The sequence below is a fragment of the Microbacterium sp. SS28 genome, from assembly GCF_022761035.1.
GTDB lineage: Bacteria > Actinomycetota > Actinomycetes > Actinomycetales > Microbacteriaceae > Microbacterium.
This window is the reverse complement of record NZ_JAKWJP010000008.1, coordinates 1-15,738: the sequence shown is the minus strand read 5'-3', so window position 1 is coordinate 15,738 and position 15,738 is coordinate 1. Positions and strand designations below refer to the sequence as shown.

The 15,738-nt window shown below is 69.2% G+C and carries 15 protein-coding genes; 4 read left to right on the top strand and 11 right to left on the bottom strand.

Going from position 1 to position 15,738, the window contains the following annotated elements:
- Window positions 1–12: 12 nt before the first annotated feature.
- Both MJ607_RS18745 and MJ607_RS18740 read left to right on the top strand, forming a co-directional pair.
- Window positions 13–603: a TetR/AcrR family transcriptional regulator gene (locus MJ607_RS18745; protein WP_243077157.1), complete on the top strand. Its 591-nt coding sequence runs from the start codon at window positions 13–15 to the stop codon at window positions 601–603.
- A 98-nt stretch (window positions 604–701) separates the two neighbouring features.
- A complete protein-coding gene (locus MJ607_RS18740; RefSeq protein ID WP_243077156.1) occupies window positions 702–1,949 on the top strand; it encodes an alpha/beta fold hydrolase in 1,248 nt (415 codons plus the stop codon).
- Between the two features lie 68 nt (window positions 1,950–2,017).
- On the opposite strand, the gene MJ607_RS18735 is transcribed toward MJ607_RS18740, so the two are convergent.
- Window positions 2,018–3,004, bottom strand: coding sequence for a Gfo/Idh/MocA family protein (locus MJ607_RS18735; RefSeq protein WP_243077155.1), 987 nt, complete (start codon window positions 3,002–3,004; stop codon window positions 2,018–2,020).
- A gap of 227 nt (window positions 3,005–3,231) precedes the next feature.
- Window positions 3,232–3,837 carry a TetR/AcrR family transcriptional regulator gene (locus MJ607_RS18730; RefSeq protein ID WP_243077154.1) on the bottom strand — a complete coding sequence of 202 codons (606 nt, stop codon included), beginning with the start codon at window positions 3,835–3,837 and terminating at the stop codon, window positions 3,232–3,234.
- Window positions 3,838–3,919: 82 nt separating this feature from the next.
- On the opposite strand from MJ607_RS18730, the gene MJ607_RS18725 reads away from it, so the two are divergent.
- Window positions 3,920–4,633: an SDR family oxidoreductase gene (locus MJ607_RS18725; RefSeq protein ID WP_243077153.1), complete on the top strand. Its 714-nt coding sequence runs from the start codon at window positions 3,920–3,922 to the stop codon at window positions 4,631–4,633.
- 135 nt (window positions 4,634–4,768) lie between these two features.
- Here the strand turns inward: MJ607_RS18725 and MJ607_RS18720 are convergent, their stop codons facing one another.
- Window positions 4,769–5,317, bottom strand: coding sequence for an isochorismatase family protein (locus MJ607_RS18720; protein WP_243077152.1), 549 nt, complete (start codon window positions 5,315–5,317; stop codon window positions 4,769–4,771).
- A 24-nt stretch (window positions 5,318–5,341) separates the two neighbouring features.
- Window positions 5,342–6,358 (bottom strand): zinc-binding dehydrogenase, encoded by a 1,017-nt coding sequence (locus MJ607_RS18715; protein ID WP_243077151.1) that lies wholly within the window; start codon window positions 6,356–6,358, stop codon window positions 5,342–5,344.
- Between the two features lie 119 nt (window positions 6,359–6,477).
- On the opposite strand from MJ607_RS18715, the gene MJ607_RS18710 reads away from it, so the two are divergent.
- Window positions 6,478–7,404: a LacI family DNA-binding transcriptional regulator gene (locus tag MJ607_RS18710; RefSeq protein ID WP_243077150.1), complete on the top strand. Its 927-nt coding sequence runs from the start codon at window positions 6,478–6,480 to the stop codon at window positions 7,402–7,404.
- Window positions 7,405–7,429: 25 nt separating this feature from the next.
- Here MJ607_RS18710 and MJ607_RS18705 read toward each other — a convergent pair whose 3' ends face one another.
- From MJ607_RS18705 to MJ607_RS18675, 7 genes are all read right to left on the bottom strand, one after another.
- Window positions 7,430–8,656, bottom strand: a complete 1,227-nt coding sequence (locus tag MJ607_RS18705) for an MFS transporter (protein WP_243077149.1) — start codon at window positions 8,654–8,656, stop codon at window positions 7,430–7,432.
- On the bottom strand, window positions 8,653–9,084 hold the full coding sequence (locus tag MJ607_RS18700; protein WP_243077148.1) for a MarR family winged helix-turn-helix transcriptional regulator: 432 nt from the start codon (window positions 9,082–9,084) through the stop codon (window positions 8,653–8,655). Before MJ607_RS18700 ends, MJ607_RS18705 begins: the two co-directional genes overlap by 4 nt.
- 199 nt (window positions 9,085–9,283) lie before the next feature.
- Window positions 9,284–9,958 (bottom strand): SDR family NAD(P)-dependent oxidoreductase, encoded by a 675-nt coding sequence (locus MJ607_RS18695; RefSeq protein ID WP_243077147.1) that lies wholly within the window; start codon window positions 9,956–9,958, stop codon window positions 9,284–9,286.
- Window positions 9,959–9,973: 15 nt separating this feature from the next.
- A complete protein-coding gene (locus MJ607_RS18690) occupies window positions 9,974–10,990 on the bottom strand; it encodes a zinc-binding dehydrogenase (RefSeq protein ID WP_243077146.1) in 1,017 nt (338 codons plus the stop codon).
- Window positions 10,987–11,847, bottom strand: coding sequence for a fumarylacetoacetate hydrolase family protein (locus tag MJ607_RS18685; protein ID WP_243077145.1), 861 nt, complete (start codon window positions 11,845–11,847; stop codon window positions 10,987–10,989). The genes MJ607_RS18690 and MJ607_RS18685 overlap by 4 nt, the downstream gene beginning before the upstream one ends.
- Window positions 11,844–12,779, bottom strand: a complete 936-nt coding sequence (locus MJ607_RS18680; protein ID WP_243077144.1) for an SMP-30/gluconolactonase/LRE family protein — start codon at window positions 12,777–12,779, stop codon at window positions 11,844–11,846. Before MJ607_RS18680 ends, MJ607_RS18685 begins: the two co-directional genes overlap by 4 nt.
- The gene (locus tag MJ607_RS18675) at window positions 12,776–15,610 is read right to left on the bottom strand and encodes an FAD-binding and (Fe-S)-binding domain-containing protein (RefSeq protein WP_243077143.1); all 2,835 of its coding nucleotides are present in this window, start codon (window positions 15,608–15,610) and stop codon (window positions 12,776–12,778) included. Before MJ607_RS18675 ends, MJ607_RS18680 begins: the two co-directional genes overlap by 4 nt.
- Between the last annotated feature and the right edge of the window lie 128 nt (window positions 15,611–15,738).

The following is a 15,738-nucleotide window of genomic DNA, read 5'->3' as shown; positions in this document are numbered from 1 at the left end:
TATTCTTTTTCCATGCCCAAGGTCACGGAGGCGTATCGCGAGGCTCGGCGCGACGAGATCGCGCAGGCCGCGATCCGCTGCCTCGAGCGCAACGGCGTGCGCGACACCTCGATCGCCGACATCGTCTCGGAGTCCGGTCTTTCGACCGGGGCGATCTACTCGCACTTCACGAACAAGGCCGAGCTCGCGCGGTACATCGTCGGCAGGTTCCTCGTCGTGCAGATCGACGAGCTGGAATCCCGCGGTCTGGCCGGCGAACTCGTCGCACCGCGCGACATCCTGCAGTCGCTGCTGGGGGTCTTCAGCACGGCCGGGCTCTCCCCCGGGCTCGTCCTGCAGTTCTGGGGCGAGGCGATGGTCGACCCCGACCTCCACGGCGAGATGACCAGGACGGTCGGGCGTCTGTTCGGAGGGCTCGCGACGGCCGCACTGCCCTGGGCGCGCGCTCGGGCAGCGTCCGAGGAGGCCGCCCACGCACTCGCGGCAGAGACCGCGCGCACCATCGCCGCTCTGGCGCAGGGCTACATCGCGAACACCGCGATCCTCGGACCCCGGGATCCGGCGGAGTACGTCGAGTCCGCGGCATCCGTCCTCTCGCCCTGACCGGCGACTCGATGACGCGCGCCCGCCGGAGGTCATCCGATCGATCTGGTGGAGATCCAGCCGGCTCAAGATCGCGAACCCCTGAATAGGCTCGTCACATGCCGACGACGCGCCACACGATGCTGGACCTCACGATCGATCACCACACGCTCACCGTCCCCTTGGACTGGTCCGACTCGACCGACGGCCGCACGATCGACATCCATGCCGCCGTCGTCACGCGTTCCGGAGGCGAGGCGCTTCCGCACCTCGTCTTCCTCCAGGGCGGACCGGGCCACGAAGCGCCGCATCCCTTCCATTCGCCGACCCAGCCGGCGTGGCTCGACGCGGCGCTGGCGGAGTATCGGGTCGTGCTGCTCGACCAGCGCGGCACCGGGCGATCGACGCCGGTGAGCGACTCCGACCTCGAGCGCGGCTCCGACGTGCTCGCCGAGTACATCACGCACCTGCGCGCGGATGCGATAGTCCGCGATTGCGAGGCCATGCGCGAGCATCTCGGCGCCCAGACCTGGAGTGTGCTCGGGCAGTCCTTCGGCGGCTTCACGACGCTCGCCTATCTGACGACGGATGCCGCATCCCTGGCGGACGTCTACATCACCGGCGGGCTCAGCGCCGTGGGGCGGCATCCCGACGATGTCTACTCCCTCACCTACGACAAGATGCGCGCGGAGTCGGAGCGCTATTACCGCCGCTTCCCCGGCCACCGCGACGCGATGCGGCGCCTGGTCGATCGCGCGGCTGCGGGGCGCCTCGTGCTCGAGGACGGCGAGGTCGTCTCGGTGTCGAGGCTGCGTTCGCTCGGGACGCTCCTCGGTTCGAACGACGAGTGGCAGACCCTCTGGTCGCTGCTCGAGGCGGACCCGGCGACGAACGCCTTCCGGCACGACCTCGGTGCAGCACTCCCGTTCAGCGTCCGCAACCCGCTGTACTACGTGTTCCACGAGTCGAGCTACGCCGACGGCCACGCCACCCGATGGTCGGCGGACCGGGTCGAGCCCGAAGACTTCCGCACCGATCCGACGCTGCTCACGGGAGAGCACGCGCGCCGCGAGTGGCTCGACACGGTGCCGGGCCTGCGACCCTGGCGCGACGTCACGCTCGCGCTGGCCGAGCACGAGTGGCCGCAGCTCTACGATGCGGCCGCGATCGCGGCATCCGGGGCGCGCGGGGCGACCGCCGTCTACGTCAACGACGTCTACGTGCCGTTCGAGTTCGCCATGGAGACCGCCGCGCTCGTGCCGGGCGTCAAGCCCTGGATCACCACCGAGCACGAGCACAACGGCCTGCGAGCCGGCGACGTGCTGTCGCGGCTCACCGACCTCGCGCGGGGCCGCCGCCTGCGCTGAGCGGAGGTGCGGGCACACTGGCGGATCTCCGGCGCCCGACTCGCGTCGGCGCCCCGGAAGGGCCGGAGTCAGCCCGCGAGGGCCGCCGCCCGCCAGTCGGTGAGCACGCGAGCCGCCGCGCGGGTGTGCGACCAAGGCATCTCGGGCACCTCGAGGCGGCCCTCGGCGATCGCGAGCGAGAGCGCGTCGGCCTCGGCGCCCATCGGCTGGACGACGGGCAGGTCGATGACCCGCTCCGCGCCGCCGCGGCGCACGATGAGCTGCGAAGGGCTCTGGGTGCGACTCCCCCACACGTTCGGAAGCACCACTTCGGCATCTGCGAAGTGAAGGATGCCGGTGTCGGACAGGTTCTCGACCACGGAGGTCGCGATCGCCGCCGTCAGGTCGCCGAACGCGAGCTCGGCCGAGGCCGTGCCGTCGACACCGTCGACGAGTTCTGCCTCGAAGGAGCGGTAGTCCGGGTCGATCGGCTGCCCGGCAGCTGCCGCAAGATCGATGGCCAGGGCGAGCGGGTAGCACCCGACGTCGAGGATCGCGCCGCCCGCGAGCGACGGATCGAACAGACGGCCTTCACGGGTGCCCGCGTCGAAGCCGAACGCACCCTCGAAGCGCACCGGCGCGCCCAGCTCCGCGCCGCCGGCGAGCTCGCGGAGTGCATCGGCGAAGGGTCCGAACCGCGTCTTGAACGCCTCGAGGAACGGGCGCTGTGCACGCTCCGCGGCGAAGAGGATCCGCTCGACCTCGTCGAGCGTCGGGCTGGCGGGCTTCTCGCACAGCACGGCCTTGCCCGCCTCGAGGGCCCGGACCGCGAGGTCGGCGTGAGTCGTGTGGACGGTTCCGACGTACACGGCGTCCACGTCGTCGCGCGCGAGGATCTCGTCGTACGTTCCGAACGCCGCTCCCCCATGCTCAGCGGCGAAGGCACCGGCGCGGTCGACCGACGTGCTGCCCACCGCGTGAAGGACGCCGTGTCGTGAGGCGCGAAGCCCCACCACGAAGTCTCGGCTGATCGCACCCGGTCCGAGGACCGCCCATCTCGTCTGCAGCTGCGGCACGGGACGATGCTATCGAGCCGCCGATGCACTCTGGCAGAAGGTGCTCCCCCACGCGAGCGCCGGAGGGCGGCAGCGAGGCTCGGCGACACCTGCGAGTGCCTGCTGATGTCTGCGAGTGGCGGCCGGCTGCGACGGATCGCGCGCTTCGTGGACGAAGGAGCGGTGCGCAGACGACGGAGTGAGGAGCGACTCCTCCCTCCGATGCCCCGCCGACTCGCGGCCGTGCGTCAGCGCGGCAGGATCGCGCGGAGCTGGCTCTCGATCTCCGCGAGGACATCGAGCGAGGTCACCCCGGCATCGGCGCTTCCCGCCATGCTCAGAAACATCACGGCGGAGATCACGCGCGCGATCTTCGACGCATCGCGTTCGTCGATGCGCGAATCCCGGCGGAGCACCGCAGCGAGGACGGCCTCGGTCTCGGCGACGATGGCCAGCGCAACGGCGTGGTGCGGCTCGGCGGGATCACCGAACACCATCTCGCGCAGGTAGGTGCGGCCGTTGTCGACCTGGACCCGATTGCACTCGACGATCGGCCGTGCCACCGCGAGGAGGCCATCCAGCACGCCCTCGGTGCCCTCCGCCGCCGCTTCGCCGCGCGCAAGTGCCTCGGAGTACAGCGAGTTCTGCACGAGCAGAAGCAGTTCCCCCTTGGTCTTGGCATAGAGGAAGAGCGTTCCCGTGCCGATGTCGGCGCGATCGGCGATCTCCTGCGTCGTGACGTCATCGACACCACGCTCGGCGAACAGCTCGCCCGCGGCGGCGACGATGCGCTCGAGCTTCTGCTGCTTGTTCCGCTCTCGCCGACCGAGCGGTGCCGGGCTCGTGGTGCTCATGAGGTCATTCCTCCGGGAATAGGGTTGAACCAGACTCACTTATGAGTGTAGTCACGTATGCCGCAGGGAAAGGGAGAGCAATATGACAACACTCGATGGAGCTATCGTCTTCGTCACGGGAGCCAACGGCGGGATCGGCACCCACTTCGTCCGCGAAGCACTCGCACGAGGCGCGGCCAAGGTCTATGCCACGGCACGCACACCGCGCGCCTGGGACGACGAGCGGATCGTTCCGCTCGCTCTCGATGTCACCGATCCCGCCTCCGTCGAAGCCGCCGTGCAGGCAGCCCCGGACGTGACCGTGCTGATCAACAACGCCGGCGTCTCGCCGTCCACATCGAGCCTGCTGACGATCAGCGAAGACGAGCTGCGCGCGAACATGGAGACCAACTTCTTCGGCCCCGTGCTCCTGGCACGTGCGTTCGCCCCGGTCCTCACATCCAACGGCCCGTCGGCGATCATCGACGTGCACTCGGCGCTGAGCTGGTGGGCGGTGGCAGGCGTGTACAGCGTCTCGAAGGCGGCACTGTGGTCCGCGACGAATGCGCTGCGTCTCGAGCTGGCCCCGCGCGGCGTGCAGGTGGTCGGCGTGCACGTCGGCTACGTCGACACGGCGATGGCGGCGAACGCCGCGGGCGCCAAGCTGGAGCCCGCTGTGCTCGTGACCCGCGTCTTCGATGCGACGGAAGCGGGCGAATTCGAAGTGCTCGCCGACGACACCTCGACCCGCCTCAAGGCGGGGCTCGCCGCACCCATCGAGGTGCTCTACTCGCAGCTGGCCGGTTCGGCGTCCTGACGCCCGTACGTCCGCTAACCCGTCTACTGTGCCGGCGCACGCCTTTGCCGGCGCACGACCGCGTCGCCGTCCTAGCGACGCGGCCGCCGCCCTGACCAGCCGGCCGTCGCGTTTAGTAGGGCAGCAGCGGGTTGCTCAGACGCCGAGCGCGGACAGGATCTCGTCGGTCGTCGCGATCTCGGCCATCATCGGGAAGATCCGCTGGATGCTGTTCTCGTGCGTCTCCGCGCGCAGGTCGGTGACGGCATCCGACGCGATCACGAGCTCGTAGCCGAGATCGCGCGCCTCGCGAGCCGTCGACTCCACCCCGATGCTCGTGGCGACGCCGGCCAGGACGAGACGCGTGATGCCGTGGTCGCACAGCATCCGGTCCAGGCCCGTGCCCGAGAACGCGCTCCACGCCGGCCGGGTGACGGTCAGGTCGTCGGGGTGCACATCGAGCACCCCGAGCGGCTCGCGGAACCCTTCCGGCTCGGGTCGGTCGGGCTGTCCGTCGGCCGCGGGGCGGCTGAGGGCGAACGTCGCGATCACGACGGGTGCGCCGCGCCGGCGGAAGGCCGCCGCAAGCTCTGCCGCGTGGGCGGCAACATCGTCGAACGCGGTGATGAAGGGGTTTTTGGCGGTGCCGCGCTGGATGTCGACGACGATCAGCGCGGTGTCGATCAGCGGTGCGGTGAGTGCCATGGTGTCTCCGTGAAGGGGTCGGGATCAGTCGAAGGTGACGACGATCTTGTCGGCGGCGCCCGGAGTCTTGGCGAGCTGCAGCGCCTCGAGCGACTGGTCGAACGGGAACGTGTGGCTCACGATCAGCGCGTACTTCTCCCAGTTCTGCACGATGTCGTTGGTCACCTCGAAGATCTCGGTCGGGTAGCCCATCGACCAGACGAGGTTCAGCTCGCTCGTGAGGACCGCACCGAAGTCGAGCTCGACGGGCTTCTTGTGGACCGCGACGATGCCGAGCGTCGCGCCGTGCTTGGCCATGCGCGTCACGGTCTGCGGGATGACGGCGACACCCGCGGCGTCGAGGAAGATGTCGGTGCCGGGACGGATGCCGCGGTTCATGCGCGTCGCGCCGTCACCGTGCACCTCGACCAGGCGGGCCGCGACATCCTCTTCAGCCGAATTGATGACGGCATCCGCACCGATCTCGAGCGCTTTCTGCAGGCGGCTCGGGATGATGTCGACCACGACGATGTGCGAGGCCCCGCGGCGCCGGTAGCCGAGCACCGCACCGAGGCCGATGGGTCCCGCGCCGAAGACGACCACCTTGTCGCCGGGCTTCGGCTGCGTGCGGTTGACAGCGTGATACGCCACGGCCATCGGCTCGTTGAGGGCCGCGACATGCCACGGGATGTGGTTCGGGATGACCTTGAGCTGGCGACCGGGCGCAGCATCCCGAACCACGACGTACTCCGAGAAGCCGCCCTGCTCGCCACCGGAGCCCAGCAGTCCGTCGGTGAAGGCCATCGTGTCGATCACGACGTGGTCGCCGACGGCGAAACCCGTCACGTCGGCGCCGACCTCGACGACCTCGGCCGCCGGCTCATGGCCGAGCGGGGTGGCCCCGATCCGCGGCGGGATGCCGCCGTTGTGCGAGTACATCGCGTCGGAGCCGCAGATGCCGCAGGCCCTGATCTTCAGCAGCACGTCGGCGGGGCCGATCTCGGGGGCGGCGATGTCGACCCAGGATTCGGTATCGGGACCGGTGACGTAGACGGACTTCATGGCGATGCTCCTCGGGATGGATGTCGGACCCGGGCAGCGGACGGTGCGGCCGCCGCATCCAAGGTTACTAAATCGAATTAGTTAACGGTACCGTAGATTTCTGAGCAAAGGGGAAGAGCATGCCGGAGCGTCGCGCGACACTGAAGGACGTCGCCCGCGCGAGCGGTGTCTCCACCGCGACGGTGAGCTTCGTGCTGAACGAAACGCCCGGCCAGACCCTGCCCCCGGCGACACAGGAGCGCGTGCGCGCCGCCGCCGCGGCTCTCGGCTACCAGCCGCATGGGCTCGCGCGCGCACTGCGCGAAGGCAAGAGCCGGATCGTCCTGCTCGCAATCGGAGGCCTGCGAGGCGGGCGCAGCCTGGAGGGTTTCATCCAGGGCATCAGCGGCGAGCTGCACGCGCACGGCTACGGGCTATTGGTCTATCCCGGCGCAGCGAGCGACTCCGGGCACTCCGACTTGGTGCGCGACCTGCGCCCGCACGCGGTGATCGACCTCGCACGCATCTACACCGCTCACGGCGATATCGACGACGGAGGCTGGGTCGACGGCGTCGCGGCGCACACCCTGACGCAGCTCCGGCACCTCACTGACCGGGGACACCGCACGATCGCGTTCGCCCTCCCCGCAGAGCAGGACCTCGATGGACTCGCCGCACTTCGCCGGCGGTTCGCCGAGGAGTCCAGCCGCCGCCTGGGGATCGATGCCCCCCGAACGATCCGTCTCTCCGCCGATCCGGAAGAGGCCCGGGACGCCCTCGCGCAACTGCGCCACGAGACGCAGGTCACGGCAGTAGCCGCCTTCGACGACGAAGCGGCCTTCCGTACGCTCGCGGCGCTCGCCGACCTCGGACTCTCCGCGCCGCACGACCTCGCCGTGATCGGGTTCGACGACAGCCGTTATGCCGCCGCCTGGCGACCCGCGCTCACCAGCGTCCGGATCGACGGCGGCATGTTCGGGCGGCGCGCGGCGCGGACCCTCCTCGGCCTCGCGGTCGACGACGATGACGGCAGGGCCGCCACGGTGATCGCGCGCGATACGACCTGACGCCGCGCGGGAACCATCGCAGCTGTCAGGCCGCTTCGCCGATGAGCAGAGCGATCGCCTCTTCGGCGGCGTCCGATTCTGTGTCATCGATGCGGCGGAGGGTCTTTCGGCCCACGGCGATCACGAGAGCCGCGACCGCGACGGATGCCGCGGCGAAGAGATACGGGATGGACGGGCCGTACGCGTGCCACAGGAGAGCCGCGATCGGCGGAGCGGCGGCACCGCCCAGAAACCTCACCGCCGAGTACGCAGACGAGGCCACGGACCGCGGGAAGTCCGTCGCCTCCATGACGGACTCGGTGAGGACGGTATTCATGACACCCAGCACCAGGCCCCCCACGACGATGCACGCCACCAGCGCAGCCGGGTTTGCGACCAGGATGCCCGCCGCGACGAGGTCGATCGCGAGGAGGGGCAAGACGCCGAGCATGACGGTCGTCCGCGCGAACCGGCGCAGCAGCAGCGGGGCGATCCACACGCTCGCCACGGCGAGCGCGACGCCCCACCCGAAGAAGGTCAGCCCGATGCCGAGCGCGCCGAAGCCGAGCGGGAATGGTGAGAAGGCCAGGAGAACGAAGAAGCCGATGTTGTAGAACAGCGCGGCGATCGCGAGGATCGCGAGCGCGGGGCGGCGCAGCGCACGGAACGGCGCCGAGAGCGGCATGGGCTCCCGCTTCTCGAACGGCCCGCGCAGCAGGGTGAGCACCGCGACGAACGCGATGGCCATGAGCGCGACGACGCCGAAGAAGGGTCCGCGCCAGCTGACTTCGCCGAGGATGCCACCCAGGAGCGGCCCGATCGCGATGCCGAGGCCGAGGGCCGCCTCGTAGAGGATGATCGCGGCTCCGCTCCCGCCCGACGCCGCGCCGACGATCGTCGCGAGCGCCGTCGAGATGAAGAGCGCGTTGCCGAGCCCCCACCCCGCCCGGAAGGCGATGATCGCGTCGACGCTGCCGCTCAGAGCGCACAACAGCGCGAACACGACGATGAGTCCGAGCCCGATGAGCAGCGTCGCCTTGGCGCCGATGCGGCTCGAGATCCAGCTCGTGACGAGCATCGCAAGCCCCGTGACCAGCAGGTAGCTGGTGAAGAGCAGTTCGGTCTGCACCGCGCTCGCCTGCAGCGACTCGGCGATCGCAGGCAGGATCGGGTCGACCAGTCCGATCCCCATGAATGCCACGACGCACGCGAAAGCGACGGCCCACACCTGGCTGGGCTGACGCCACACGCTGACCCCCGTTCCGGCGCTCACCGGGCGACCTCGACGGCCGCGGTCTTACGGGCGAGGAGTGCGGCCGTCGTTCGCAGCGCATCCCACTCGGCATCGGTGAGGTCTTCGAAATGCGGGGCCAGCGCCGCCGTCAGCTGCACGAGCCACGTGTCGAGGGCCTCGCGGCCGAGCTGCGTCACTGCGACGATCGTCACGCGCGAGTCGACGGCATCCGTCGACCGCTCCACAAGGCCGAGGTCGTCCATCTGGCCCACAAGCCGAGTCATGCCGGGCTGCGTGACTCGACTCAGGCGGGCAAGGTCGCCGACGCGCAGCGGTCCGCGATCCCGAAGGATCGTGAGCGTGCGCCACTGCGCGGCGGGGGTCTCGCTTCGCGTCTCGAGAGCGGCGACGCGCGTCAGCGCGTGCGCCGCCACAATGAGTGTTTCGATGTCATGGTCGCGGCTCACTCGATAAGCATACCAGTGATATATACCTACGGTATGAAATAGCAGGACGGCATGGGCAGGCAGAATCCGAGGTGACCAGCGACGGCCAGAGGACCTGTCCCCACGAACTCAGGATCGTGAGGATCGCGACCGTCGCGAAGACGTGCTTCGCGTTCGGAACGACGATCCGCACATACGTTGAACCAGTGGAGCGCCGCCCCTAATAGGTCGCGCGCCCGCCGCTGATGTCGTAGACCGCCCCGGTCGAGAAGGACACCTTGTCGGAGGCCAGCCAGGCGACAAGCTCGGCGACCTCTTCGGCCCGCCCGACGCGCTTCATGGGGATGAGACTCGTGATGTGCGCGAGAACGTCGGGCGCCGTCGTCTCGTTCATCGGCGTTGCGATCACCGCGGGCGCGATGGCGTTCACCAGTACGCCGGTAGTGGCGAGTTCCTTGCCGACCGACTTCGTCAACGCGATGACCGCGGCCTTCGATGCGGAGTAGGCGGCGAGGTTCGGGTTGCCGTCCTTGCCTGCCATGCTCGCGAAGTTCACGATGCGTCCCCATCCGCTCTGCACCATTCCGGGGGCGAACGCATGGATCGTGTTGACGACGCCGATGACATTCACCTCCAGGGTGCGGCGCCATGCCTCGGGGGTCGTCTCCAGCAGCGGCACGTTGGGGCCGACGATACCTGCCGAGTTCACGAGGATGTCGATGGGGCCGGCCGCTTCAGCGGCACGTGCGACGGCGGCTTCGTCGGTCACATCGACGTGGAGGTCGACTTCGCCCGCGACGTCGAGTGTGACGACCTCGATGCCTTCCGCGCGGAGGCGATCGGCGGAGGCTGCGCCGAGTCCGCTGGCCGCGCCGGTGATGAGTGCTCGTTTCATGGGTTTCCGTTCCGATCAGGATGCAGTGATGTCGACATGGATCTTGGGCCCGGGGCCGGCTCCTGCCGGGCGATGGCCGGCCAGGACTTCCGGAAGTTCGGCGAGGGTGACAGCTGTCGAGATGAGCGGACGGGGGTCGACGGAAGCATCTGCGTATGCGGCGATGGTGGGCGCGAGCCCAGCGGACGCGCCGAGAATGCCGACGGCGGTGACGTCCCGGAGGGCGATGATCCGGGTGTCGACGTAGCTGGGACTGCCCGCCAACCCCACGTGCACGATGCGGCGACCCGGTTCGACCAACTCGAGGGCCCGCGCGGGGAGCTCAGGAGCGTTTGAGGAGTCGATCACGGTGTTCCAGGGAAGGTCAGGCAGCTCATCGGCGGCCCACACCCCGTCCCATCCCAGAGACCGGGCGAACTCCAGGGATCGCCCCGGCCGCCCCATCAGATGCACTTCCGCGCCTGCCGCGCGCGCGAACATGGCACACAGCAGACCGATGGTGCCCGGGCCGAGGATGAGCGCCCTGTCGCCGAGGCGCAGCTGGGCTCCGTCGACGGACCGCCAGGCATTTCCTCCGGGTTCGACCATGGCGCCGGCGGCGTCGTCGACGGTGTCGGGGAGGGGGTGCAGGGACCGCGCAGGCACCGCGACCTGCTCGGCCAGGGCGCCCGGCTTGCCGCCACGGATCCCGAGCTCGAATCGGAAGTCGCAGACGTGGTGGAAGCCGGTGCGGCATCTGTCGCACACCCCGCAGCCGATCATCGTGTCGCCGGTCACACGGCGGCCGATCCATGAGGCATCCACGTCCTCCGCGACACTCGCGACCGTTCCCATCCACTCGTGGCCGATGCGGATGGGGTACGACGCGTTGCCGTCGTGCAGGTATTGCATCTCGCCGGTGAAGAGCTCGATGTCCGTTCCGCAGATCCCGGCCCGCTGCACATCGACGACGACTTCGCCCGGTCCGGGAACCGGTGCTTCGATGTCTTCGACGGTGGCGCGATGCGGCCCTGAGATGACGAGGGCTTTCATCGTGGCGCGATCACCGTCTGTCGTTGCGTTCCCAGCCCCTCGATGCCGAGGGTCATCACGTCACCGACCTGAAGCCAGATCGGGGGGTTGAATCCCAAGCCCACTCCGGGCGGGGTGCCGGTGTTGATGAGGTCTCCCGGCTCGAGGACCATGAACTGGCTGATGTAGTGCACGATGAAATACGGGTCGAAGATCATCGTGGATGTCGAGCCGGTCTGGCGACGGATGCCGTTGACGTCGAGCCACATTCCCAGATCGCGCACATCGGCCACCTCGTCCTGTGTGACCAGCCAAGGACCGGCGGGGTTGAACGTCTCGGCGGACTTACCCTTCAGCCATTGTCCGCCGCGCTCCATCTGGAAGGCTCGCTCGCTGACGTCGTTGACGAGCACGTACCCGGCGATGTGCTCGGCCGCCTGCTCGACCGTGTCGAGGTAGGTGGTGCGCTTGCCGATCACGATGCCGAGCTCGACCTCCCAATCTGGCTTCGTCGCGCCGCGCGGGATGCGGACGTCGTCGTTGGGGCCGATGAGGGTGTTCGGCGACTTGGTGAAGAGGATGGGCTCGTCAGGGACGGCCTGTCCGCTCTCGGCGGCGTGGTCGGCGTAGTTCAGGCCGACGCAGATGATCTGATGCGGCCTCGCGATGGGTGAGCCGATCCGCTGATCGCCGAGCGGGAGCACGGCTCCGGATGCTGCGCGCTGAGCGACGATGGGTGCGATACGGTTCAGCCCGCCCGAGCCGAAGAACTCTTCGTCGAAGTCGCTGACGACGTCTGACAGGTCGGCGTAGTGAGTGTCGTCGACGAGGGCTGCGGGCTTCTCGGTGCCGGGTGCGCCGATTCGCAGGAGCTTCATTCTGATCCTTCCAGGGAGATGGGGGCGAGGTGCGTGGCGGTGCCCGCCCAGAGGTTCGGATGGTTGCCGCGGACACCGGGTTTGACAGTGAACAGCAGGCCGGCCAGCGCGTACTCGGCCAGCTGCTCTTCGGTGAGGTTCTCGGTGGCGGTCGTGATCACGAGCGTGTCGAGGTCGGGTCCGGCGAAGGTGACGCACGACACGTGCGGGGCGGGCACGTCGATACGCCCGACCAGCTCGCCGGCGGGTGAATAGCGCAGCACGCAGCCGCCACCCCAGACCGCGACCCAGAGGTGGTCATCGGCGTCCGTCGTGATCCCATCGGGATACCCGTCGCCGGGCAGTTCGGCGAACAGCGTCCGCGTGCCGACGGCGCCTGTTTCGGGGTCGTAGTCGCGGGCGAGGATGCGGCGGGTGAGGGTGTCGACGCTGTAGAGCAGGCGACCGTCCCCGGTCCAGGCGAGTCCGTTCGAGAGCGTGAGGTCGTCGTCGAGCACGGTGACGCTCGTGTCGTGCTCGAAGCGGATGAGCTGCTCCGCAGAGGTCGGTCCCTTGGTTCCCACGATGAAGCGGCCGGCCGGATCCGGCTTGCCGTCGTTGAACCGTCGCTCGTCGCCGTCGAGGACTTCCGGCCCGGCGGTGATTGCGCCATCCGGGGCGCGGAAGTAGAGGCGGTGGGTGCCCGCGACGACCAGCTCGCCGTCTCGTGAGATCGCGACGGCGCCGGCGGTATCCGGGAAGGCGATGCGCTCCTCGATGTGGATGCCGCCGCCGTGCGCGAAGCTTCCGCGGTACACGTCGCCGGACATGATGTCGACCCAGAGGATGTGCCCTCGGATCGGGTCCCAGGTGGGTCCTTCGCCGAGGAAGTGCGGGACACCCGTCGCGACGCGAGGGGTGCCCATCGTGGGGATGCGCTCGAACGGGTTCATCGGGTCCTTCCCGTCGGGGTGCGGTTCACGGCGGCATCCAGCAGCTGCAGGATGTGCTGGTAGTCGTTCCCGGTCGCCCTGGTCATCCCGAGCTCGCAGGTGCGGTTGACCGAGGCGTGCGCGTCGGATGCGGCAACCGCGACGCCAGCTGCCTCCTTCGCGGTCGCGGATGCGGTGAGCTCGGGGTGGAGCATGCCACGGTCGCCGGCGAAGGCGCAGCATCCCCAGTCCTCGGGGATCACGACCGTTTCGGCTGCGGCCGCGGCGACGCGATTCAGTGCCGGGTTGATGCCGAGGTGGGTGGACGAGCAGGTGGGATGCAGGGTCACGGACCGCACCTTGTCGCCCGCCGGGAGATGGGGCAGGACGTGCTGGTCGACGAAGGCAACCGCGTCGATCACCCGGATGCGGTCAGTCTTTGCCGCGTCGAGGAGGATCTCGAGGCCTTCCGTGCAGGAGGATGCGTCGCAGACGACGGGAAGTCGGCCCCCGTCGGTCGCGCGAAGCAGCGAGGCGGTGACTTTGGCTTTCATGACGGCGTACCCGTCGGTGAGGCCCTTGGACTTCCAGGGCGTGCCGCAGCACAGCGAGGGCAGATCGTCCGGGGTGGAGACCTGGACACCCGCGCGGTCGCACAGCCGCAGGAACGACTCTGAGACGCCGTCGCCTTCCACGGGTCCGAACATGGTCGTGGTGCAGGAGGAGAAGTAGACCGCGATGGGTTGCGCGGCCGTGACCGTCTTGCGACGCTTGCCGCCGCCGGGAAGGTCCGCGGTGTACTGCGGGACGGTGTCGGTGCCGAGGATGCCGCGTGCCACCTTCGTGGCCAGTGCGGGCAGCGCGGTCGGCACAGCGTTCGCGATGGACAGGGCGACGCCGCCGACGCTGCTGACCGCATCCCACCCGTGCGCGGCGGCTTTCCAGCCCGCCTGCATGACGGTGTTCTGGTTCTCGGCGCGGAGGCGGCGGACGAGATCGCCCGTGTTGATGAGCACGGGGCAGGCGGTCTGACACATGCCGTCCACGGCGCAGGTCTGCACACCGTCGTACCCGTACTCGCTCTCCAGCGTGCGGGCGAGCGTGTCGTCGCCTCGGTCGCGGGCGGCCTGGATCTCACGGCGCAGCACGATCCGCTCCCGCGGTGTGAGGGTGATGTCTTTGGATGGGCAGACGGGTTCGCAGTAGCCGCACTCGACGCAGCGGTCGACCTCGGATTCGACGGTGGGTGCGATCTTGAGGTTGCGAGTGTGGGCTTGCGGGTCGTCGGTGAGCAGCACACCGGGGTTGAGCAGCAGCTCGGGGTCGAAGAGTCGCTTCACCTCCCACATCACCTCGTACAGTTCGGCGCCGTACTGCCGCTGCACGAACGGAGCCATGATCCGGCCGGTGCCGTGCTCGGCCTTGAGCGTGCCGCCCTGCGAGAGGACGAGGTCGACCATGTCGTCGGTGAACGCTTCGTAGCGGGCGAGGTTGGCGGGGTCGTCGAAGCGTTCGTTGATGAGGAAGTGGATGTTGCCGTCCTTGGCGTGCCCGAAGATGACACTGCCCTCGTAGCCGTGCGCGTCGAACAGGCCGATCAGCCGGGTGCAGGTCTCGTTGAGCCGATCCACGGGCACCGCGATGTCTTCCAGGAGCGCGGTCGTCCCTGACGGCCGGGCTCCGGCGACGGCCGTGAACAGCCCTTTGCGGATGTGCCAGAGGTGCGCGCGGATCGTTGCGTCGGTGGACAGCACCGCGGGGCCGGCCAATGGCAGCGCAGCGAACACGCCTGGCGCTTCGGCGAGTCGGGCGTCGAGGGCTTCGAGGGTCTCCTCCTGGTACTCGACGAGGAGCGCCGCGTGACCGGCGACGGTGAGATCGACGAGGTCGCTGGTGGCTTCGGGGTCGCGCTGCGCGACGCGGAGGGACGCGGCATCCATCAATTCGATCGCCGCGAATCCCGCCGCGACAAGTGCGGGCAGCGACGCCGTCGCGTCCGCGAGGGTCTCGAACACGAGCAGCCCGGTGGCCAGGTGCGTCAGCAGCGGGAGGGTGCGGAAGGTGGCCTCGGCGACGAACGCGAGGGTGCCCTCGGAGCCGATCACGAGATGCTCGAGGATCTTGACCGGCTCGGTGTGATCCAGGAAGGAGTTCAGCCCGTACCCCATGGTGTTCTTGATCGCGTGCAGCCGGCGCAGGCTCGCGACCGAGTCAGAGTTGCCGCGCAGGCGGTCGCGGAGCTGCTCGAGGCCTGCGTAGAGAGCGGGCTCCTTCTGTCGGAGCAGGTGATCTGCGTCCGGTGCGCCGGTGTCGACGACCGTCCCGGACGGCAGCACGAGCACCGCGGACTCGAGGGTCTGGTACGTGTTCGCGTGCGTGCCGCACGACATGCCGCTGGAGTTGTTCGCGACCACTCCCCCGATGGTGCACGCGATCTCGCTGGCCGGGTCCGGCCCGAGCTTGCGGCCGTGGCGAACGAGGCGAGTGTTGACGGCACGCACCGTGGCGCCGGGCTGACTGCGCACCAGGCGGCCCCCGTCGACGACGTCGATCCGCCGGAAGCCCTTGCGAGTGTCGACCAGGATGCCGTCGGTGCCGGCCTGCCCCGACAGGCTCGTCCCGCCGGAGCGAAAGGTCATCGGCACGCCCGCGGCCCGCGTGGTCGCCATGATGCGCGAGACGTCGTGGATGTCGCGGGCGGTGACGACCGCCTGCGGAGTCAGCAGGTAGTGAGACGCGTCGTGGGCGCCGGCGAGCCGGTCGGTCGCACGCGTGCCGACCTGCGCGCCCTCCTTCTCGAGCGCAGCGATCAGCGCGCCATCCGGTGCGATGAGCGTGTCAGTGCGACTCACGGGAGACCTTCGATCCGGTCGATCCGACGAGGAAGTCCAGGTCCGCGCCCTGATCGGCCTGCAGAACGTGGTCGACGTACAGGCGCTCCCATCCGCGGCGCGGGTTCGCGTACCCGTCGACGGTCGCC